Source organism: Agrobacterium sp., from assembly GCF_032092815.1.
Taxonomy (GTDB): domain Bacteria; phylum Pseudomonadota; class Alphaproteobacteria; order Rhizobiales; family Rhizobiaceae; genus Agrobacterium.
Genome location: NZ_DAMDBP010000025.1, coordinates 34,381 through 57,031 on the forward strand (window position 1 = coordinate 34,381; position 22,651 = coordinate 57,031).

General features: G+C 55.6%; 16 protein-coding genes and 1 pseudogene. 9 read left to right on the top strand and 8 right to left on the bottom strand.

Features of this window, described 5'->3' with window-relative positions; all coding sequences use genetic code 11:
• Positions 1–63: 63 nt before the first annotated feature.
• Positions 64–747 carry an outer membrane lipoprotein carrier protein LolA gene (locus RT613_RS15355; RefSeq protein WP_313616669.1) on the bottom strand — a complete coding sequence of 228 codons (684 nt, stop codon included), beginning with the start codon at positions 745–747 and terminating at the stop codon, positions 64–66.
• A 100-nt stretch (positions 748–847) separates the two neighbouring features.
• Positions 848–3,580, bottom strand: a complete 2,733-nt coding sequence (locus tag RT613_RS15360; RefSeq protein ID WP_313616671.1) for a DNA translocase FtsK — start codon at positions 3,578–3,580, stop codon at positions 848–850.
• 166 nt (positions 3,581–3,746) lie between these two features.
• Between RT613_RS15360 and RT613_RS15365 the strand changes: the two genes are divergently transcribed.
• A complete protein-coding gene (locus tag RT613_RS15365; protein WP_313616673.1) occupies positions 3,747–4,295 on the top strand; it encodes a L,D-transpeptidase in 549 nt (182 codons plus the stop codon).
• Positions 4,296–4,359: 64 nt separating this feature from the next.
• Here the strand turns inward: RT613_RS15365 and RT613_RS15370 are convergent, their stop codons facing one another.
• Entirely contained in the window at positions 4,360–4,944 is a 585-nt protein-coding gene (locus RT613_RS15370) for a CarD family transcriptional regulator (RefSeq protein ID WP_313616674.1), read from the bottom strand.
• Positions 4,945–5,490: 546 nt separating this feature from the next.
• Between RT613_RS15370 and RT613_RS15375 the strand changes: the two genes are divergently transcribed.
• Both RT613_RS15375 and RT613_RS15380 read left to right on the top strand, forming a co-directional pair.
• Entirely contained in the window at positions 5,491–10,251 is a 4,761-nt protein-coding gene (locus RT613_RS15375) for an NAD-glutamate dehydrogenase (protein WP_313616676.1), read from the top strand.
• Positions 10,252–10,353: 102 nt separating this feature from the next.
• Entirely contained in the window at positions 10,354–11,727 is a 1,374-nt protein-coding gene (locus RT613_RS15380; protein ID WP_313616678.1) for an MFS transporter, read from the top strand.
• A 49-nt stretch (positions 11,728–11,776) separates the two neighbouring features.
• On the opposite strand, the gene phaR is transcribed toward RT613_RS15380, so the two are convergent.
• Positions 11,777–12,364, bottom strand: a complete 588-nt coding sequence (gene phaR / locus RT613_RS15385; RefSeq protein WP_313616680.1) for a polyhydroxyalkanoate synthesis repressor PhaR — start codon at positions 12,362–12,364, stop codon at positions 11,777–11,779.
• Between the two features lie 222 nt (positions 12,365–12,586).
• Here phaR and RT613_RS15390 point away from each other — a divergent pair, with 222 nt between their 5' ends.
• The 3 genes from RT613_RS15390 to bfr all read left to right on the top strand — a co-directional run bounded on the left by RT613_RS15390 (position 12,587) and on the right by bfr (position 14,828).
• Entirely contained in the window at positions 12,587–13,768 is a 1,182-nt protein-coding gene (locus tag RT613_RS15390) for an acetyl-CoA C-acetyltransferase (RefSeq protein WP_313616682.1), read from the top strand.
• Between the two features lie 297 nt (positions 13,769–14,065).
• Positions 14,066–14,377 carry a (2Fe-2S)-binding protein gene (locus tag RT613_RS15395; protein ID WP_313616684.1) on the top strand — a complete coding sequence of 104 codons (312 nt, stop codon included), beginning with the start codon at positions 14,066–14,068 and terminating at the stop codon, positions 14,375–14,377.
• Complete coding sequence (bfr, locus tag RT613_RS15400; RefSeq protein ID WP_192490482.1) at positions 14,343–14,828, top strand: bacterioferritin; 486 nt, start codon at positions 14,343–14,345, stop codon at positions 14,826–14,828. The genes RT613_RS15395 and bfr overlap by 35 nt, the downstream gene beginning before the upstream one ends.
• An 87-nt stretch (positions 14,829–14,915) precedes the next feature.
• Here bfr and RT613_RS15405 read toward each other — a convergent pair whose 3' ends face one another.
• Positions 14,916–15,575 (bottom strand): YggS family pyridoxal phosphate-dependent enzyme, encoded by a 660-nt coding sequence (locus tag RT613_RS15405; protein WP_313616700.1) that lies wholly within the window; start codon positions 15,573–15,575, stop codon positions 14,916–14,918.
• Between the two features lie 189 nt (positions 15,576–15,764).
• On the opposite strand from RT613_RS15405, the gene leuS reads away from it, so the two are divergent.
• From leuS to holA, 3 genes are read left to right on the top strand one after another with little or no spacing between them, the layout of a single operon-like run.
• Complete coding sequence (leuS, locus tag RT613_RS15410; RefSeq protein ID WP_313616687.1) at positions 15,765–18,395, top strand: leucine--tRNA ligase; 2,631 nt, start codon at positions 15,765–15,767, stop codon at positions 18,393–18,395.
• A complete protein-coding gene (locus RT613_RS15415) occupies positions 18,385–18,936 on the top strand; it encodes an LPS assembly lipoprotein LptE (protein ID WP_313616689.1) in 552 nt (183 codons plus the stop codon). The genes leuS and RT613_RS15415 overlap by 11 nt, the downstream gene beginning before the upstream one ends.
• Before the next feature lie 9 nt (positions 18,937–18,945).
• Positions 18,946–19,983, top strand: a complete 1,038-nt coding sequence (gene holA / locus RT613_RS15420; RefSeq protein ID WP_313616691.1) for a DNA polymerase III subunit delta — start codon at positions 18,946–18,948, stop codon at positions 19,981–19,983.
• Positions 19,984–20,078: 95 nt separating this feature from the next.
• Here holA and fdxA read toward each other — a convergent pair whose 3' ends face one another.
• From fdxA to RT613_RS15435, 3 genes and pseudogenes are all read right to left on the bottom strand, one after another.
• The gene (gene fdxA / locus RT613_RS15425; RefSeq protein WP_313616693.1) at positions 20,079–20,417 is read right to left on the bottom strand and encodes a ferredoxin FdxA; all 339 of its coding nucleotides are present in this window, start codon (positions 20,415–20,417) and stop codon (positions 20,079–20,081) included.
• Between the two features lie 157 nt (positions 20,418–20,574).
• Positions 20,575–20,988 carry an RNA-binding S4 domain-containing protein gene (locus tag RT613_RS15430; protein ID WP_313616695.1) on the bottom strand — a complete coding sequence of 138 codons (414 nt, stop codon included), beginning with the start codon at positions 20,986–20,988 and terminating at the stop codon, positions 20,575–20,577.
• A 4-nt stretch (positions 20,989–20,992) separates the two neighbouring features.
• Positions 20,993–22,651 (bottom strand): annotated as a pseudogene (locus RT613_RS15435) (helicase); the annotation flags it as partial.

Sequence of the window (22,651 nt, forward strand, 5' to 3'; positions counted from 1 at the left end):
AAGCTGAACAAAAAAGGCGGCCTAAAGCCGCCTTTCCGTATCGAAGTGAAAAACCGTCAGGGCTTATTTGCCGCGGCGGCGCACTTCATCATAATTGATGTTGAACACGCGCTTGTCGAAGTCGACGCCAGTCTGAACATTAAAAATCATCACGGTGGTGTCCTTGTTCTGCGTGTCAGTGGTTGTCCACTGGCGCAGATCAAAGGTCTTCGGGTCGAACATCAGGGTAATGGTCGCTTCACCAAAGATGCTCTTGTCACCCAGAACAATGGTGGTGAGATCAGCCTCTTCCTTGACACCCTTGACCTTGTCATTCGACAGATCGATCTTATCAGCCAAAAGCAGGCTGAGGGGCGTTTTTGACAGCGGGTAGATATCCCAGGTCTTCAGCTTCATATTGCCGATAACGACGCTTTTACCGTCCGATATGACGCGCATCGGCGACGGGTCTTCATAGTTGAAGCGTAGCTTGCCGGGCCGTTCAATATAAAACTTGCCACCGGTCTGCTCACCACGCGGGCCAAATTGCACGAATTCACCCATCATGGTTTTGACGGACGAGAAGTGGTTGGCGATCTTTTGTGCGGTGGCATTGCCAGGTGCCGCCTGCGCCAGGGCAGCAACCGGCGAAAGCCCAACTGCGGCAAACACACCCGCCATAGAAACGGCTGACAACAATCCGCGACGCGTAACGCCCGAGTGTTCCAAGCCTTCATTCGTATCGTGGACCGGTGTGAGTTCGTTCATTCTATTCTCCTTCATCGCTCATCCCAATGCCTTGCAAAGGCGGCAGCTTCATGACGCGTCAGATTACCAAACGTTCATGCTGCCAAGGAGTTGCGCAGATTTATCGCTCGATGATGTCGGCTTCCGTCGGCACGAGAATTTCGCGTTTTCCGGCATGGTTTGCCGGGCCGATGACGCCTTCCTTTTCCATACGTTCGATCAGTGAGGCGGCACGGTTGTAACCAATGCCAAGCCGGCGCTGAATATAGGAGGTCGAGGCCTTTCCATCACGTAGCACGACAGCAACGGCCTGATCGTACGGATCTTCCGAGTCCGCGAGGTTGCCGGTTCCGGCAGGTCCGCCACCGGCGCCGCCCTCTTCATCTTCATCGATGGTGATGGCTTCGAGATATTCCGGCGCACCCTGGGTCTTCAGATAGGCAACGATTTCCTCGACTTCATTGTCCGACACGAAAGGACCGTGAACACGCTGGATACGGCCACCACCGGCCATATAGAGCATGTCACCCATGCCCAGAAGCTGCTCGGCACCCTGCTCACCAAGGATCGTGCGACTGTCGATCTTCGACGTCACTTGGAAGGAAATACGGGTCGGGAAGTTGGCCTTGATCGTACCGGTGATAACGTCAACCGATGGACGCTGTGTCGCCATGATAACGTGGATACCGGCTGCACGGGCCATCTGTGCCAGGCGCTGCACTGCACCTTCAATATCCTTGCCCGCGACCATCATCAAGTCGGCCATTTCGTCGATGATCACGACGATATAAGGGATCGGCTTGAGATCAAACTCTTCCGTTTCATAGATCGCTTCACCGGTCTGGCGGTCAAAGCCTGTCTGTACCGTACGGGTCAGCACTTCGCCCTTGTCGATTGCCTGCTGAACACGTGAGTTGAAGCCATCGATGTTACGAACACCGATCTTCGACATCTTTTTGTAACGTTCCTCCATCTCGCGCACGGTCCATTTGAGGGCAACGACGGCTTTTTTCGGATCGGTCACAACAGGAGAAAGCAGGTGCGGAATGCCGTCATAAACGGACAATTCCAGCATCTTCGGATCGATCATGATCAGACGGCACTGCTCCGGCGACAGACGGTAAAGCAGCGACAGGATCATGGTGTTGATCGCAACCGACTTACCCGAACCGGTAGTACCCGCCACCAGCAGGTGAGGCATCTTGGCAAGGTCGGCAATCACTGCTTCACCACCAATGGTCTTGCCAAGCGACATGGCAAGTTTTGCCTTGCTGCCTTCAAAATCACGGCTACCGATCAACTCGCGCAGATAAACCGTTTCACGGCTCTGGTTCGGCAATTCGATACCAATGGCGTTGCGACCCGGAACCACGGCAACACGGGCGGCAATCGCGCTCATCGAGCGGGCAATATCGTCGGCCAGACCGATAACACGCGAGGATTTGATACCTGGTGCAGGCTCAAGTTCGTAAAGCGTAACAACGGGACCGGGGCGAACATGGATGATCTCACCCTTGACGCCAAAGTCTTCCAGAACGCCTTCCAGCATACGGGCATTCTGCTCCAGCATTTCTTCGCTGAGCGTGTGGTCACGCACCACGCCCTTCGGCTCTGCCAGAAGATGCACGGACGGAAGCTGGAAACCATCAGGATCGATAAACGAGGACTGTGCCTCACGCATCACCCGCGCACTTGGCTGCGGACGCGTGACCTGTGGCGTCACACGCAACGGGTTTTTCTGGCCGTTGGCGGGGCGTGGTGTGCCCGCCACGAAATTCTCCGCCTGCATGTCGAGATCATCATCATCGTCATCGGCAGACAGAATGCCGGCCGGAAGGCGACGCTCATCCACATCAAATGGCGGTTCGTCGTCATCATCTTCATCACCAATCGAAATTGGCGGTGGCGCAACAACGCGACGCTCAGATTGCGCACGCGCTTCTGCACGCTGTTCGAAGGAAGGCTCGGTGCGCTGTGTTACACGGGTTGCCTGTGCCGGTGCATGACGTGCAGGCACCTCATCAACGGCGAAGTCATCATCTTCATCGTTGAAATCATAGGGCTGCTCGAAATCATTGCGGAACGATGCCCGTGGCTTGATGCCGAAAACGCGACGCACCCGCGCCTGCGTGATGTACCAGTAATGGGCAGCCGCGCCAATCGGCAGGATGCGGTAGAGGAAGCTTTCGCCATCATCCTCGTCATCCTCTTCCATGTCGCGCAGGCTGCGTGCCTTGCTGCTGGAAACGGCGGCAGGCATTTCATCCTCTTCGTCTTCTTCGTCCTGGGCACCGGTCAGAATCCCGGCGGCAAACAGCAGCATCCAGGTTGCAGGTACGGCAAAAATGCAGCCGATAACCATGGCAAAGGTACCGGTTGGATAGGCTCCGATGAACAGTGCCGGAAAACGCAGGATCATGTCACCGATCACACCGCCAATGCCATTCGGCAGCGGCCAGGTGGCAGGCGCGGGAAAACAGCCGATAGCGGCCGCAGACACAAATGCTCCACCGAGCCATGTGGCAATGCGGGCAGGAATCCGTCGCAACCGCCGCCCCGAAATCATGCAGAAAGACCAGGCCAGCACCGGCAGAAGACTGACGATTGCCGAAAGGCCAAAGAACTGCATCAGAATATCGGCGAAGGCAGCGCCGCTATATCCGAGAATATTGGTCGGTTGATTGGATGTCGCGTAGGAAAGGCTCGGGTCGGAAACATTCCACGTCGCCAGAGCGGCCACCGCCAGCGCAAGCGCAATAAAAACTGCGAAACCGGCAAGCGCCATGATTTGTCGCATCAGAAATGCGCTCAGCGCAAAGCGATGCGGACCATCGTCCCAAGCCGGTGTATTCATTTTTCCCATGTCCTGAACCCGTAAATTCGTAGTCCCACAGGCAAGGACGCCCATAGACACAATTCCAGATGACAGGTCAAAATATCCGACGGAGGGTTAACGTCGCATTAACCATGGAATATTTGATATGATGGCCGTCTACTGCGAGGGGAAATTCAGGAAATCGATGCCAAATTCACGTTCGGAAACACGTAAAAAACTTGGCTGTCTCGTGGTGCGGCAGGCGCCAGGTCAAAAAAGCAGGGCACTTCTGCAATATGGTGGACTGACATTTCCGGCTGCCATCGGCCGCAATGGCCGCACGATCCTGAAAAAAGAAGGCGATGGCAAAACCCCCATAGCCAGCATGCGTATTTTGAGCGGCTTCATGCGTGGCGATCGCCTGAAAAACATCCGCTCCCCTTTAAACCTCACACGCGTACGTAAAACCATGTTGTGGTGTGATGCACCAACGCATGCCTCTTATAACCGCCCGGTTTCGGCACCGTTCAAACCAAGCCATGAAGAATTGATGCGCCAGGATGGCCTTTATGACATCTGCATCGTTCTCGACTGGAACATATCCAGTCGCAGCCGCAATCGGGGATCGGCAATATTCTTCCACCTGATCCGCCCCGGATATCAGCCGACGGCTGGCTGCGTTGGACTTAGCTTGCGGGACATGCAGCGCCTGCTGCCGCATTTGCGCAGGGGCATGACGCTGAAAGTCCTTTAAAAACCGGACATAAAAAAACCCGCCATCACTGACGGGCTTTTTTAAAGATCGGCAAAAAACGCTATTATGCAGCTTCTTCCTGAGAATCGTCAGCGTCGCTCTCGTCTTCTTCAACGACCTTGCTACGCTTCGGTCCCTTGTTGAGGTTGGTTTCAACCAGACGAACAGCTTCGGTTTCCGACATCTTGTTAACAGCGGCGATTTCGCGCGCCATGCGGTCAAGTGCGGCTTCATAAAGCTGGCGCTCGGAATAAGACTGTTCCGGCTGGTTTTCAGCGCGGTACAGGTCACGAACCACTTCTGCGATGGCGATCAGATCGCCGGAATTGATCTTGGCATCATATTCCTGCGCACGGCGGGACCACATGGTCCGCTTTACCTTGGCCTTGCCTTGAACAACCTTCAGCGCACGCTCAACGAAATCAGTCTCGGAAAGCTTGCGCATACCAATGCTCACTGCCTTGGCAACCGGAACCTTGAGGCGCATCTTGTCCTTTTCGAAATCGATGACAAAAAGCTCAAGCTTCATGCCAGCCACTTCCTGCTCTTCAATAGCGGAAATGGTACCGACCCCATGAGCGGGATATACGATCGCTTCGCCGGTCTTGAATCCGTGGCGCGCCGGAGATTTCTTCTGCTGGGTCGTCATTCGTTCTAAAAACTCCCTGTTACACACCCGGAGTTTTCTCCGGGTTCGGGTCGGTCAGGCCCGTATGAGACGGGGGAAACCGTCAGGTGACTCCATACCAATCCAGGTCAGCACGCATAAAAAAACACCATCGCAATCGTAGATTCGATAACATAAAACTAGACTATGTCACGGAGACAACGTGCAAAATGATATTTGCTTTCGTGATGTTTTCGGGCATGCGAAATGCCACTAAGTGGATCAGTTCTTGTGGTGTATCACAAAAATACGTGGAAATCAATAATTTGCTTTAATCGTGGCGAAGCGGCCACGCTTTTGGTGGCAATAAGGTGGCCCGACCGTTAATTTCGCACTGTCCACAGCGATGTTTTTTGTCGCCTAAAGAGATTCGCACGGCCTTACAAACAAATTTTCAGTTTTTGGACGTTTTTGCGAGATTCCGCCCGTAAACTGTTCATATTTACTGTCCATGATCGCGATTCGAGGGCTAGGATGCCCCAAAATATACAAAACCGTCTAGGATTCGTCGTTCGTACGAGGGAACACATGGTCTACAGGAACAATCCCAAAAAAGAAAAACAGATCGCGCAGGCCAGCGAGGTTGCAAAAACAATCAAAAAACCCTTCCTCGACACGACGCTTCTGTACGGGCGTGCAAGTTCCGACGACCTAGAGAACTATTCGGCTGCCATGCTGGCCGCCAATGCGGTTCACACCCATGATCAGCTTGCCCAATGGGATGGCAAGAAACCACATGTCGATGTCAGTCAGATCGAAAGCGTGTCACCAAAGGGCGTTCCTGTCTGCATTCTGACCGTGATCGACCGCAACATGCCATTCCTTTATGATTCCGTCATGGGAGAGGTCACAAGCAATCACCGCGATCTCTATCTCGCCATCCACCCGATCCTCGTTGCCGACAAGAAGGCTGAAGACGCCTTTCATCTGGCAGATGCCGATAGCGATCCGGCAGGAAATATCAGCCTTATCCAGCTTCATATTGCACCGATTTCAGCCCCCGCCGCTGCCAACCTCATTGAGCGGCTGCAAACCATTCTCGAACAGGTGCATTCCGCGTTCAACGACTGGAAGCCGATGCTGGCCAAGCTCGACACGGCGATCAGCGAAATGGCCGAACGCGGTTCCGACCGCCGCAAGAGCGAGCGTGCCGAAGCTGTCGCCTTTCTCGAATGGCTGCGCGACAACAACTTCACATTCCTTGGCATGCGGGACTATGCCTATTCCGGCAAAGGCAAACACGCCAAGGTCGAACGTGGTGATGAAACCGGCCTTGGCATTTTGACCAATCCGGATGTGCGGGTGCTGCGTCTTGGCAAGGATGCCGTGACCACAACGCCTGAAATTCTGGCCTTCCTTGATGGTCCCGATTTCCTGATCATCACCAAGGCCAACGTCAAATCCGTCGTGCACCGCCGGGCCTATATGGATTACATCGGTGTCAAACGGTTTGATGCCGAGGGTAATGTCATCGGCGAATTGCGCATCGTTGGCCTGTTCACCGCAACTGCCTATACGCGCCCGGTCAAGCAGATCCCACTGCTGCGCGCCAAGGCAGCTGCTGTAGAGCGCCATTTCGGCTTCGACCTCAATAGCCACTCCGGCCGCATCCTGCAAAACACGCTGGAATCCTATCCGCGTGACGATCTGTTCCAGATCGAAAATGATGTGATTATTCGCTTCAGCGAACAGATCATGGATCTCATCGACCGGCCGCGCGTGCGTGTTCTGCCACGCATCGACCGTTTTGACCGTTTCGTGTCGGTGATCGTGTTCGTACCGCGAGAAGAATACAATTCTCTCGTCCGCGAAAAAATTGGTGCCTATCTCAGCGAAGTCTATGAAGGCCACGTCTCCGCCTATTATCCGGCATTCCCGGAAGGTGCTGTAGCCCGTGTTCACTTCATCATTGGTCGCACCGATGGCAAGACCCCGCGTATTGCGCAAGATAGATTGGAAGAAGCCGTCAGCGATATTGCTGCCCGCTGGATTGACCATTTCAACGCACTTGGTGAAGTCGGTGCTGCGACGCTTGACGTCGATCAGGCCTACAAGGAAGCCTTCACACCGGAGGAAGCCTTCGGTGACATGGCCTCTATCACGGCCTGCGCGGCAGGTGAGACAATCCGCATCGAATTCTACCGCGCAGCGGGCGAAGGACAGGAACACCTGTCCCTGAAAATTTTCCACCGTGATGGACATCTGCCACTTTCCCGTCGCGTCCCCTTGCTGGAAAACCTCGGTTTCAGCGTCATCAGCGAGCGCACATTTGATATCGGTGTCGTGACCGGCAATGAAACATGCCATATCGTACTGCACGATATGGAGCTTTCCATTCAGAACGGCATGCCAATTGACCTTTCCAAACACGGCCAGCAGCTTGAGGACGCTTTCCTTGCGGCCTTCAGTGGCAATGTTGACAATGACAACTTCAACCGCCTGGTGCTGGCAACCGGCCTGACGGTGCGCGAAGTCTCAGTGTTGCGTGCCTATGCCCGTTACCTGCGCCAGACTGGCATCGTCTACGCCCAGGAACACATTTCAGAGACCCTGTTCAAATATCCGGCCATTGCCCGCGATATTTTTGAATTGTTCCGTCATGGTTTCGACCCCAAACTGTCGGAAAAGAACCGACCACGCAAACTGTCCGAACTTCATAAGAGCATTGAGACGGGCTTGGCGCAGGTTCCGAGCATCGATGAAGACCGTACGCTTCGCCGTTACGTCAACGCCATCGATTCCACGCTGCGCACCAACTATTTCCAGAAAAATGAAGACGGCACACCAAAGGCGATGCTGGCCTTCAAGTTCGATCCGCAATTGCTGGACGGCCTGCCAGATCCGCGCCCGTTCCGCGAAATCTTCGTGTATGGCACGGAGGTCGAAGGCGTTCATCTGCGCTTCGGCAAGGTCGCACGTGGCGGCCTGCGCTGGTCGGATCGTGGCCAGGATTACCGCACCGAGGTGCTCGGTCTGGTCAAGGCACAGCAGGTCAAAAACGCCGTGATTGTTCCGGTTGGCGCCAAGGGCGGGTTCTTCCCGAAATCCCTGCCAGTTGGCGGAAGTCGCGACGAAATCTTCAACGCTGGCCGTGAGGCCTACAAGACCTATATTCGCACGCTGCTGTCGATCACCGACAATATCGTCGGTGACGATATCGTGGCACCGGCCGACACGTTGCGCCTGGATGGCGACGACCCTTATTTCGTGGTGGCTGCCGACAAGGGCACCGCAACCTTCTCCGATACGGCAAACGGTCTAGCCCACGATGCCGGTTTTTGGCTGGACGATGCCTTTGCCTCTGGCGGCTCGGCCGGTTACGACCACAAGAAGATGGGCATCACCGCCCGCGGTGCATGGGAAACCGTAAAACGTCACTTCCGTGAAATGAACATCGATATTCAGACCACGCCATTCACCGTGGCTGGCGTCGGTGACATGTCGGGCGACGTCTTCGGCAACGGCATGTTGTTGTCGGAAAAAATCCGTCTGATCGCTGCCTTCGATCACCGCGACATCATCATTGATCCGGATCCGGACACCGCCAAGTCTTTCGCGGAAAGAAAGCGCCTGTTCGATCTGCCGCGTTCCAGCTGGCAGGATTATGACCGCAAGACGCTGTCCAAGGGTGCCATGATTATTTCCCGCGCGGAAAAATCCGTCACCCTGACACCGGAAGCTGTAACGGCCATCGGCATCGACCAAACAGTCGCCACGCCGGCGGAAATCATGACAGCAATCCTCAAATCCCCTGTTGACCTGATGTGGTTTGGTGGTATCGGCACCTATATCAAGGCAGCCGCTGAAACCAACACCGAGGTCGGTGATCGCAGCAACGATGCCATCCGCATCAATGCCGGCGAAGTGCTTGCCAAGGTTATTGGTGAGGGTGCCAACCTGGGCGTGACCCAGAAGGGCCGTATTGCCTATGCGTTGAACGGCGGTCGTGCGAACTCGGACGCCATCGACAACTCGGCGGGCGTGAACTCCTCCGACGTTGAAGTCAACATCAAGATCGCGCTTTCGCCTGCCGTCAAGGATGGCAGACTGCCGATGAACAAACGCAACCAGCTTCTGTCATCCATGACAAGTGAAGTTGCGTCGCTTGTTCTGCGCAACAACTACCTCCAGTCTCTGGCCATCTCGCTGACAGAGCGCAAGGGATTGGAAAACCGTGAAGATCTCGGCCGTCTGATGAGCGCGCTGGAAGCAGCGGGCAAGCTGAACCGCAAGGTGGAGACCCTGCCCAATGACGCGGAATTCACGGAGCGTTATACGGCTGGAAAACCGCTGACCCGTCCAGAAATCGGAGTGCTGCTGTCCTACGCCAAGTTGACATTGTTTGACACACTGGTGGCCAGCAACCTGCCTGACGACAGCTACCTGCAGCATCTGCTGATGTCGTATTTCCCGGCGAAAATGCAAAAGACCTATGCCGGTGATATTGAAGCACATCGCTTGCGTCGCGAAATCATTGCAACAGTACTGGCCAATGATGTCGTCAACCGCGGTGGGCCCGGCTTCGTACAGAAGCTCTGTGACGCAAGCGGCCTCCTGGCAGCCGATGTGGTGAAAGCCGCGATCATCGTTCAGGATGGCTTCGGTCTCGATCGGCTGTGGAACGCCATCGACAAGCTCGACAATGTGTTGTCTGGAGACGTGCAGAACGGTCTTTACGCCCGGGTTTCGCAGATTTTCCTGGATGCAACACGCCTGTTCCTGCAAACGCAGGCCACCGATGATCGGCCGATGGGAGAAGACGTGGCTCGCCTCAAGGAGGCGGTCAAGAGCCTGCAGCCACTGCTCGTCAAACGCCTGCCATTTGCAGATGCCGTGTCGGAGGACGGCGTGCCGCCTGAGCTTGAGAAGGAACTGTCGGTTCTTTCACATCTCGCGTTCACACCTGAAATCATGCAGATCAGCGAACGCGCCGATACCACGCTCACCCGAGCAGCCGACAGCTATGCTTCGGTTTCGGCGACCTTCCGCGTGATCAGGCTTCTGGAAGCAAGCCGGCGCATCAGCACAGGCGATCACTATGAAAGCCTTGCCTTGTCCCGTGGTCAGGACCTGATTGCCTCGTCGCGCCGTCGCATCGTCATATCAGCCCTCACTGCCTACCCAAAGGAAAAGGACCCGGTTCAGGCGTGGTACACGGCAGATCGCATGCGTGTAAACCGTATTGCCTCGGAGCTTTCGAACCTCACCGACACCGGCGAGCTTAATCTCGCCCGGTTGACGGTTGCGGCAAGCCTGCTATCCGACATTGCTCAGGATCGCACAGCCTGAAAATGCTGTTACACCCGGCTCCGTTGCGATAAATGGGGCCGGGCTATTTTATGGCATATGTGTTCGCCCGCCTTTTGATCCCTTGCAAAAGTGGAGCTGCCTTTGACCGAGACTTCGATTGAGACAGCCGTCAGCAAGCACGGCATCAGGGGCTGGATATTGTTCGACTGGGCGGCACAGCCGTTTTTTACTGTCGTCACCACCTTCATTTTCGGCCCCTATTTTGTGTCCCGTCTGACAGATGATCCGATCTCGGCTCAGGCCATGTGGAGCAATACGGCAACTATATCCTCCATCATCATTGCCATCCTGTCACCGGTGCTGGGCTCCATCGCCGATCAATCCGGCGCGCGCAAACCATGGATCGCATTTTTTGCGACCATCAAAATTGCCAGCCTGTTGATGTTGTGGTTTGCAGCACCCGGCTCACCTATCCTGTGGCCTGTGCTGTTCATGATACTGGCATCGATTGCCGCAGAGTTTTCCATCGTCTTTAATGATTCGATGATGCCACGGCTGGTGCCGTCTGACGAAATCGGACGGCTTTCAAACATTGCCTGGGGCCTGGGTTATCTCGGCGGCATGATTGTGCTGATCGGCGTGGTTGCGCTTCTGGCAGCCGATCCGCAAAAGGGCACAACCATCATCGGCATCCAGCCGCTGTTCGGTCTTGATGTCGCGCAGGGTGAAGATGCGCGAATAACCGGGCCGATTTCCGCAGTGTGGTATCTGGTGTTCGTGATCCCGATGTTCCTGTTCACACCGGACGCACCCAAGCGCCTGGCTTTCAAAACAGCCATTCGCCAGGGCCTTCACGAGCTGCGCGGCACGTTGCAAGAGCTGCGCACAAGACGGCCGCTCGCCCGATTTCTGATTGCCAGAATGATCTATCAGGACGGCGTAAACGGCCTGTTGGTCCTGGGAGGCGTGTTCGCAGCCGGCATGTTCGGATGGGCCACCATGGAAATCGGCATTTACGGCATCATTTTAAATGTCATTGCAATTTTCGGCTGCATAATCGCCGGCTCGCTCGATAACCGCATCGGCTCTCGCACCATGATCCTGATAAGCCTCGTCATTCTGTTGATCGCCACACTTGGTATTGTTTCAACCGAAAAAGGCTCAACCCTGTTTGGTTTGCTGCAACTGTCGCAGGAGGACAATGGCGGGATTTTCGCGACCGGTGCTGAAAAGGCCTATTTGGCTTTTGGCGTTCTCATCGGTTTTGCTTTCGGCCCGGTACAGGCCTCGTCACGCTCCTACCTCGCCCGCAACATTTCCCTATCGGAAACGGGGCGGTACTTCGGCATCTACGCGCTGACAGGAAGGGCCACCAGTTTCATGGCTACCCTCCTGTTTTCCATCATGACCTATGCCACAGGGTCTGCGCACCTTGGCATAGCAACCTTGCTGATATTCTTGATCGCAGGATTGGTTTTGATGGTCCGTGTGCCCGACGCCATCAAATCAGCCTGAAGGAACAGGCAATGTGAGGCACCTCCCAATGCCTCACACGACTGTTCAATCAATGATCCAGGCGATCCAGACGATGCTGGATAACCTTCAACTGCGCCTTCAGGTCATCAATTTCCGAAGCGCCTAACCGTGCATCACGATCACTGCCGGATTTTGTCGCCAGAAATGGCGAAAAGGCCTGCAGGTTCTGGCGGAAGTTTTCGGTGTTACGACGCACCTGCTCATCCACGGCTGCCACCGGAGCCGGAATGTCCTTGGCAAGCGGTGTGTTGCCAAAGGTACGGTTGACCTGTTCACGGATCTGGCCTTGCTGTTCGGAAAAAGACCGAAGCGACTGGTCAAGGAATGCCGGAACGAGCGTCTGCATCTGATCGCCGTAGTAGGAGATCAGCTTGCGCAGAAAAGACACCGGCAGCAGCGAGTTTTCGGATTTCGCTTCCTGCTCGAAAATGATCTGCGTCAGAATCGTATGAGTAATGTCTTCGGATGTGCGGGCATCAAGAACCTTGAACTGCTCGTCGCGCCGAACCATCTGGGCCAGATCGTCAAGTGTGACATAGGTGCTGGTGCCGGTATTGTATAAACGCCGATTGGCGTATTTCTTGATGATTATCTCATCACTGATGCGCTTCGCCATTCTCGCCTCCTCACGATATAGCAAACTATAATATCTTGGTGTTTCATGCTCTCCCGTCGGCAAGTGTAAGCGCAAATATGACGGCATGACAACAGATTTGTGCGTCGCAATAGCATAATGTGCACTGCAATCATGCCAATTGCTTCTCAAAGCCTGCGCGAACAACATTTGACTTGGCTGATGCGCTTTGACAGTCTCCGCCCTCTCAAGAGGAGACTGAGCATGACTTCCCCGTCCATCGTTATTGCCAGTGCGGCACGCACCGCCGTCGGCTCATTCAATGGCAGTTTTGCCAACACGCCAGCCCATGAACTGGGTGCAGCCGTCATCAAGGCTGTTCTGCATCGAGCCAATGTTGAAGCCGGCAATGTCGATGAAGTCATACTGGGGCAGGTCTTGACGGCGGGCGCAGGCCAGAACCCGGCCCGCCAGGCGGCCATGCGCGCTGGCATCCCGCAGGAAGCAACAGCCTTTGCGATCAACCAGCTTTGCGGTTCCGGCCTTCGTGCTGTCGCACTCGGCATGCAACAGATATCAAGCGGTGACGCGGACATGGTGATCGCCGGTGGACAGGAATCCATGTCCATGGCCCCGCACTGTGCCCATTTGCGCGGCGGTGTGAAAATGGGCGATTTCAAAATGGTCGACACCATGTTGAAGGATGGCTTGATCGACGCGTTTCACGGTTATCACATGGGGATCACAGCAGAAAACATTGCCCGCCAGTGGCATTTGTCGCGGCAGGAGCAGGATGAGTTTGCCGTTTCCTCGCAGAACAAGGCCGAGGCTGCGCAAGCTGCCGGTCGCTTCGACGATGAAATCGTGCCTTTTGCCGTTCAAAGCCGCAAAGCCGAGATCATTGTCGACAAGGACGAATATATCAGGGCGGGATCGACCATCGAACTGCTCGAAAAGCTGAAACCCGCCTTTGACAAGGAAGGCACCGTCACAGCCGGCAATGCGTCGGGTCTGAATGACGGTGCCGCCGCCGTCCTTTTGATGACGGAAGAAGCAGCCGTAAAGCGCAGCCTGACGCCACTGGCGCGAGTTGCGTCCTGGGCAACGGCTGGTGTCGACCCCAGCATCATGGGTACAGGCCCGATCCCGGCGTCGCGCAAGGCTTTGGCCAAGGCTGGATGGTCGATATCCGATATCGGTCTTGTGGAGGCAAACGAGGCATTCGCGGCCCAGTCATGCGCCGTCGTCAAGGACCTTGGCTTTGACCCTGCCATCGTCAACGTCAATGGTGGCGCAATTGCCATAGGTCACCCGATTGGCGCCTCTGGTGCCCGCGTGCTCAACACTCTGCTGTTCGAAATGAAACGCCGCAACGTCGCAAAGGGATTGGCCACGTTGTGTATCGGAGGCGGTATGGGAGTCGCCATGTGTGTTGAGGCGATGTAGGCTGCAAGAGCCGTTGCTTGATACAAGCAAGAGTTTTAACAGTCGCAGACCACAAATTTTACGAACCATAAACTGCGGCATTTTGTCGCAGTTTTTAGAGTATCGAAAATAAGAAAATTGAAATTTTCTCAAATGCGAATTTTACTAAGTAAATGAATATACGATAAATTTCGTCAACTTTAGAACGAATCTAATTTTCTTGCAAAACAATTGCACAATGCTTTTTCTTGACAACCAGCATCCTCTTTTGCTTTAAGTGCAAAAACAATATGTTGCGTAGTACGGTCTTCTTTCACCATGCTGGTTTGTAGCTGCAATTACATCACCGACAACGACATCCGGGACGTCATCAATGAGCTCCTGGACGAAGACTGTTGGCAGTTGATCGTACCTGCAAAAGTGTACCACGCGATGGAAAAACGTGGTCGTTGTTGCGGTTGTTTTCCGACTGTCGTCGACCTCATCATCAAGACAACCGAAGAGTACCACGCCCGTCACCACTCGACGGAAGCCGAAGTTTTTGATTTCATGTCCCGCCTGAGACAATTCCATGAAGAAAACAGGAGAGCGGACATTGAAAGGCGACAAAAAAGTCATCGAGCGGCTTAACGAGGCATTGTTCCTCGAACTTGGTGCTGTAAACCAGTACTGGCTGCACTATCGCCTTCTGGACGACTGGGGCTACACCAAGCTCGCCAAGAAGGAACGCGCTGAATCCATTGAAGAGATGCAGCACGCCGACAAGATCATCAACCGCATCATTTTCCTTGAAGGTCACCCGAACCTGCAGACCGTTGCGCCGCTGCGCATTGGCCAGAACGTCAAGGAAGTGCTGGAAGCCGATCTGGCTGGTGAATATGACGCACGCACCTCCTACAAGAAGTCGCGTGACATCTGTTATGAGGTCGGTGACTACGTATCGATGAAGCTGTTCGAAGAACTGCTGATCGATGAAGAAGGTCACATCGACTTCCTCGAAACCCAGCTCGAACTTCTCGGCAAGATTGGCGAAGAAAAATACGGTCAGCTCAACGCTGATTCCGCCGACGCCGCCGAATAAGCAACATGATGCGCAAGGCTTATGCCTGACAAACAAAAGCCCCGGTTATGCCGGGGCTTTTCATTTCTGGGCTTTTTCAAACACGCTTTAGCGCGACCCGAAAATGGCCGAACCGACCCGCACGCTGGTTGCGCCAAACTCGATACCGGTTTCAAAATCGCCCGACATGCCCATGGAAAGCTTGCTCAGGCCACACTCCTTGGCCAGTTTGGCAAGAAGCGCAAAATGCGGTCCGGGATTTTCATCCGCTGGCGGAATGCACATCAAACCTTCGACCGACAGCTTCAACTCGTCCCGGCAAAGCGCAACAAAGGCAACCGTCTCACGCGGATCAATGCCAGCCTTCTGAGGTTCAAGACCGGTGTTGACCTGCACATAAAAGCGCAATGCTCGCCCCTGCTTTTCACATTCTTCCGCAAGTGCCCGGGCAATCTTTTCTCGATCGACGCTCTCAATCACGTCAAACAGCGCCACGGCGTCCGCCGCCTTGTTGGACTGCAGCGGCCCGATCAACCGCAATTCGATATCGAGCGTCTTCTCCTTCAGTGCTGGCCACTTGCCTTGCGCTTCCTGAACACGGTTTTCACCGAAAATACGCTGTCCGCAGGCAATCACCGGCGCAATATCATCCGCATCAAAGGTTTTGGACACCGCAACAAGCGCCACATCTGCGGCCTTGCGTCCGGATTTTTTGACCGTCGTTGCGATGCGGTTTCTGACCTCTGCGAGGCGTTGTTCGATTTCCATGAGACCGGCTTTCATTGCTGACAATACCCGCAATTACCTAGACGCCACACCATCGAAAGCCAAGCCGCTTTGTGCCCTTTGCGTGCCAATTGCAAAGTTTGAACGCCCTGTGATGCCAGCAAACTTGACGCACCGGCTGTTTCATGGTGAAGGTCAGCGCAATTTTCCCATGGATACCGGATTTTGAGAATGGCCACCGAACGTTACAATCCTCGCGATGCCGAGCCACGCTGGCAGCAAAAGTGGAACGAAGACAAGGTCTTCGAAACCGATAACACCGACCCGCGCGAGAAGTACTACGTTCTGGAGATGTTTCCCTATCCATCGGGCCGCATCCATATGGGCCACGTGCGCAACTACGCCATGGGTGACGTGGTTGCACGCTACAAGCGTGCACGCGGTTTCAACGTTCTGCACCCTATGGGCTGGGACGCATTCGGCATGCCGGCCGAAAACGCGGCCATGCAGAACAAGGTGCATCCGAAGGACTGGACCTACCAGAACATCGCGACCATGCGGAACCAGTTGAAGTCTATGGGACTATCTCTGGACTGGAGCCGTGAATTCGCAACCTGCGACGTGGAATATTACCACCGCCAGCAGGCGCTGTTCATCGACTTCCTGCAGAACGGCCTCGTTCACCGCAAGCAATCCAAGGTCAACTGGGACCCGGTCGACCACACCGTTCTTGCCAATGAGCAGGTTATTGACGGCCGTGGCTGGCGCTCCGGCGCGCTGGTTGAACAGCGCGAACTGACCCAGTGGTTCTTCAAGATCACCGACTTTGCAGAAGACCTGCTGGAAGCTCTGGACACACTCGACCAGTGGCCGGAAAAAGTACGCCTGATGCAGAAGAACTGGATCGGCAAGTCGGAAGGCCTGTCGCTGCGCTGGGAAACCGTAGCTGCAACCGCACCGCAGGGCTTCTCGGACATCACCGTCTACACCACACGTCCAGACACGCTGTTCGGCGCATCCTTCCTCGCCATTTCAGCCGATCATCCGCTGGCAAAGGCGCTGTCTGCCAACAACCCGGAGATTGCCGCATTCTGTGAAGAGTGCCGCCGTCAGGGCACCTCGCTGGCTGCGCTTGAAACGGCTGAAAAGAAGGGCATGGATACCGGCGTCAAGGTCGTTCATCCGCTCGACGCCTCCTGGGAACTGCCAGTTTACATCGCCAATTTCGTCCTGATGGATTACGGCACAGGCGCCATCTTCGGCTGCCCGTCCGGTGACCAGCGCGACCTTGATTTTGCGCGCAAATACGATCTGCCTGTTGTCGCCGTCGTTATGCCGGAAGGCGAAGATGCGCAGACATTCACCGTCGGCGACACCGCCTATATCGATGATGGCGTGATGATCAATTCGCGTTTCCTCGATGGCATGAAAACCACCGACGCTTTTGAGGCCGTTGTGTCCAAGCTTGCTGCCCAGACCTTGGGCAATGAGCCACAGGCCGAACGCAAGGTGAATTTCCGTCTGCGTGACTGGGGTATTTCCCGTCAGCGTTATTGGGGTTGCCCGATCCCGGTCATCCATTGCGAAGTCTGCGGTGTCGTGCCGGTTCCGAAAAAGGACCTGCCGGTCAAACTGCCTGATGACGTCACATTTGACGTTCCCGGCAACCCGCTGGACCGCCACCCGACATGGCGTCACGTGTCCTGCCCGCAATGCGGCAAGGATGCCCGTCGTGAAACCGACACCATGGACACCTTCGTGGATTCCAGCTGGTACTTCACCCGCTTTACCGCACCATGGGAAGACAAGCCGACCGATCCGAAAGTGGCTAATCACTGGCTACCGGTTGATCAGTACATTGGCGGTATCGAGCACGCGATCCTTCACCTGCTCTATTCGCGTTTCTTCACCCGCGCCATGCGAGAAACCGGCCATGTCGATGTGAAGGAGCCCTTCAAGGGCCTGTTCACGCAGGGCATGGTGGTGCATGAAACCTATAGCCGTGGCGAAGGCGCAAGCCGCGAATGGGTTCCGCCGGCAGACCTGCGTATTGACGAAGCCGATGGCACGCGCCGCGCCTTCCTGCTGTCGAACGGCGAAGAGGTTAAAATCGGCTCCATCGAAAAGATGTCCAAGTCGAAGAAAAACGTTGTCGATCCGGACGATATCATTGCGTCCTATGGTGCCGACACCGCCCGTTTCTTCGTGCTGTCCGACTCCCCGCCTGACCGTGACGTGATCTGGTCCGAAGCCGGTGTTGAAGGCGCACATCGCTTCGTTCAGCGTGTCTGGCGTATCCTTGGCGAGGCGGCCGACGAACTCAGAAACGTCAAGCCAGCACCGGCGACAGAAGGACCGTTCCTTGCCGTCTCCAAGGCTGCGCACAAGACACTGAAGGCCGTGCAGGACGATCTCGACAAGCTGTCCTTCAACAAGGCGATTGCCCGCATTTACGAACTGGTCAACGCCCTTGCCGGCCCGTTTGCTGAAATCTCTGCCGGTGGACAGTCCGATGCGGACAAGGCTGCCGCCCGCGAGGCTGCCGAAATCCTCATTCGCATGATCGCGCCAATGACGCCGCACCTTGCCGAGGAGTGCTGGACTGTCATCGGAAATGACGGATTGGTTGCCCAAACCCCATGGCCAAGCTTCGATCCGAAACTGGTCGAGGAAAACGAAGTCGTTATGCCTGTACAGATCAACGGCAAGAAGCGTGCAGAATTGACAATCGCGCGCGATGCGGATCAAGATACCGTCAAGGCCGCTGTTCTTGCTCTCGATTCCGTGGTTACGGCCTTGGCAGGCAACGCGCCAAAGAAGATCATTGTGGTTCCTCAAAGGATTGTGAACATTGTCGTCTAACGTCTCTTCCGGATGGAGCCGCATCGCATTTGTGATGTGCGCAATAGTCTTGTCCGGCGCCCTTGCCGGTTGTCAGGTGCGTCCACTCTATTCCAAGGAATCGGGCACCACGGAAAAACTGGCGTCGGTGCAATATGCGCCGGTGACCGGCCGTATCGCACAGGCGCTGCGCAACGAACTCATCTTCAAGTCATCCGGTGGCGCAGGCCAACCGGTGAAGCCGGAATATGAGGTCAAGCTCGTTGTGACCTCGTCGGCCACCTCGACAGAGGTGAACGATAACGACCTTTATCTCAACCTGCCGGATAACACCTTTGAAGGTCATTATCCCGGCCGTGTCGATGTGTCTGCGCAATATGTTCTGGTCAGAATTTCCGACCAGAAGGTGCTGCGTTCGGCAACCCGCACCGTGACCGCCATGGTTGACCTGCCACAGCAGCAGTTCGCCAACATGCGCGCCGTCCGCGATGCGCAGGACCGTGCGTTGCGGGAAGTTGCGGAAGTGATCCGGACGGATATCGCCTCTGCACTGAGCCGCTGAGACGCCGGCATGGCGGAAATAAAGTCACATGAATTCGACCGCTTCGCTGAAAGACCAGTGGAGCGGTTTCGCATGTTTGTGGTCTACGGGCCTGACCGTGGTCTCGTATCGGAGCGCGCGTCGCTCATCGCGTCAAAGACGGGCATTGATGTCAACGACGCCTTTTCCTCGCTCAAGCTGAATGTCGGCGATTTGCAGGGTGATCCTGGACGCCTGCTCGATGAGGTCAATGCCATTGGCCTGTTTGGTGGTGAAAAGCTGGTCTGGGTCAAGGGCGCCGCCAGCGAGAAAGCCCTGATCGACGCTGTACAGATTCTCAACGAGAACCCGCCGCAACAGGCGTTCCTGATCATTGAGGCTGGCGACCTCAAGAAGGGTACCGGTCTTCGCAAGATTGCCGAGCCATCCAGGGATATCGCCATCATCCCTTGTTACGCAGACGATGCCCGTGCTCTCAACGCCCTCATCGACCATGAACTGGCTCAGGATGAGTTGAGAATAGCACCTGCGGCACGCCAGAGGTTGATAGAATCGCTTGGAGGGGATCGCATTGCCTCGCGCAACGAAATCTGTAAGCTGGCCCTGTACTGCCGCGGAAACAGCGTTATCGAGGAAGAGGACGTTTTGGCGATCATTGGCGATGCCAGCGCCATATCCGCGGACGATGCCGTTGATGCAATCCTGAAAGGCGACCGCAACGCATTTTTCCACGCGACGCAGAAAATCGTTTCCTCCAAAACGCCGATCTTTCTGGTGCTGCAGGGATGCCTGCGCCAGTTCCAGCTTCTGGATCAGATGCGGGCTGAAATGGATGAGAAGAAACTGCAGGCCGGCCAAGTCATGCAAACGCTTGGGCGACACATTCATTTTCGCCGCAAGCCGGTGATCGAACGTGCCCTGCGCACCTGGCAGCCCGCCGCCATTGCGCGTGAAATGAACCGCCTTCAGGCCGCGATTTTGCAGAGCCGCCAGCGCCAAAGCCTTGAGGACAGCGTCGCCCTGCTCACGCTATTGTCCACCACCCTGCAATCAGGTCGTAGCGGCTGACAGCCTGGCAGACTGAGGCAACCAGAACCCACAAAGTAGAAAAGCCCTTGTCGCTGTCGCACAAGGGCTTTTTAATATCAGTCTGTGCAGAGGTATCAGTCGCCGCTGCCGGGTTCGGCAGAGAAATACAGCGCCAGCTTGCCCTCTACGCCGTCCATTTCCTTGGCTTCCGGCATGGCATCACGCTTGATGGTGATGTTTGGCCAGATCTGCGAATATTCGGCATTCAGCTTCAGCCATTCATCAAGGCCCGGCTCCGTGTCCGGCTTGATGGCTTCGGCGGGACATTCCGGTTCACATACGCCACAGTCGATGCATTCATCGGGATTGATGGCCAGGAAGTTTTCACCCTCGTAGAAGCAGTCCACAGGGCAGACTTCGACGCAGTCAGTATATTTGCAGCGGATGCAATTGTCGGTCACGACATATGTCATGAGGAACTCCAGAATACACGTTCCGGGAATGAAGGCTTCGGCAAAAATCCGCAGCCCGGACTTGCGGTATTGGTATTTTCGCCAGTGACGTAATGCCTTTACACAGTGAAGGCAAGAATAATTATTTCACAAAACTTGTGTGATTTGGTCATATATTCTAGTCGGAAGCGTCGTTCGCAGTAGAGATGAACTTATCCAGTTCACGACGTTCTTTTTTGGTCGGTCTGCCGGCCCCAGGCTGGCGCACAGCCTGCTCAAGCAGGGTAAGGCGCTCTGTCTTTTCACGGGGTGGTGTCTGATCGTCATAGAGGAGCTTTGCTTCCTCATAGGGCCCGCGCCTGTCACCTGCGGACTTCACGACAAGGATACGATCCATGCGTTCAAAGCTGATTTCCAGCTTGTCACCCGGCTTCACCATGTGGCTTGCCTGCCGGATGAGGGTTCCATTGACGCGCACATGTCCGGACTGGACATGGTTTTGCGCAATGGAGCGCGATTTCGCCATGCGAGCGAAGAACAGCCATTTGTCGATGCGCTGGCGCGCGTGCTGACCTGACTGTTCTTCGTCCATGAGCTTATTTCTTCATTTGTTCCTTGAGCGCAGCGAGCTTTGCGAAAGGTGAATCCGGATCCAGCGGCTTCTCCTTGCGCGGCGGCTTGGCTTCGAAACGCTGCGACTGTGGCTTTCCGCCACGGTCATTGCGATCGTGCTTGTCCTTGCGCTCACCACGGTCATTGCGGTTGCCACGATCAGGTCTTTGACCACCGTCACGCTTGCGCTCGCCATCACGATTGTTGTCGCGATTGCCGTCACGGCCAGAGGCTGCACGGTTGCGATCACGGCCTTCGCCACCTTCGTTACGACGCTCACCCTGACCACGGGACTGACCCTGGCCATGACGACGGTTGTCGTTGCGCTGGTTTTCATTGCGGCCACCTGGGCGCCACAGAAGAACTGGCTTGGGTTCTGCTGCTTCAGCAGTTGCGTCAGAAGCAGGTACAGCGGCATCGCTGGCAGCAGCAGGGGCTTCTTCAGTAACAGCCTTTGGTTCTTCGGCAGACGCATCCTGATCGGCAGCGCTGTCGCTGTCATGCTCTTCACTGGCATCGTCAGCGGCTGGCGCTTCAGCTGCAGCAGCCTGACCGTTCTGACCTGCCAGGAACGCAGCAGCGTCCTCAGCTGTCACCTGATCGGCACGGTAGCCAAGACCCTTGAGGATCTCTTCCATATCGTCCAGCGTTGCGCCAAGAATGGAAAGCATGCCGGTGGTGGTGGTGAAACGACGACCGTCATAAGCGCCCTCAGGACGCGGCTGTGTACCAGGCTTCCACTGCAGCAGCGGACGAATGATATCCGCCAGACGCTCCAGAATGTCGATACGAACAGCACGCTTTCCAAGGAAGCGGAAACCGGCCAGCTTGTAGAATGTACGGTCAAAGCTCGGATCGGTGACGACAGATGTACGACCAGCCGCCAGAACCGGAATAAGGTCACCATAACCAGGGTTGCCAAGACCATCGTTCTTGAGCGCCCAAAGCAGCGTGACCAGTTCCGCCGGAGCAGGCTTCAGCAGAGCCGGAAGGAAAATGTGATAGGCGCCGAAACGAACACCGTAACGGCGCATCGAAGCGCGTGCGTCCTGATCGAGCGACTTGACCTCTTCGGCCACGTCGCGACGGAACAGCACACCAAGGTTTTCGACGAGCTGGAATGCCAGCCCCTTCGCCAGACCCTGCAGGTCTTCAGCGCGGGAAATATCATCCAGCGGCTTGAGGACCGTCGCAATCTGGTGGTTCACGAAACGCTCGACACGGGCAACCGCATGTTCGCGGGCATTCCCGTTCAACTGCTCATCAGCCAAAAGGATGACGCGCGGTTTCATGATGTTGTCGCCAGCCGCAAGGCGGGCAACAGGCTCACCGAGCCAACGCACCGCGCCATCCGAGCCAAGCGCCAGATCGTTATTGCCGCTGGCATGCAGACGGGCAGCACGCGCCTCGAACTCGAGGGCAAGCGCCTTCTGCGCAGCCGACTGCACGGCCTTGGCATCAGGACCTTCAGTTCCGCTTATTGGCGTAAACCGGAATCCCGCCAATTGACCGACATGATGTCCTTCAACGAAAACATCACCATTCACACTGATTTCAGCTTCAAGCATCGCATTCTCTCTCAGGCGCTTCATGAGCACAGATGTCCTGCGATCAACAAAGCGTTTCGTCAACCTTTCATGTAG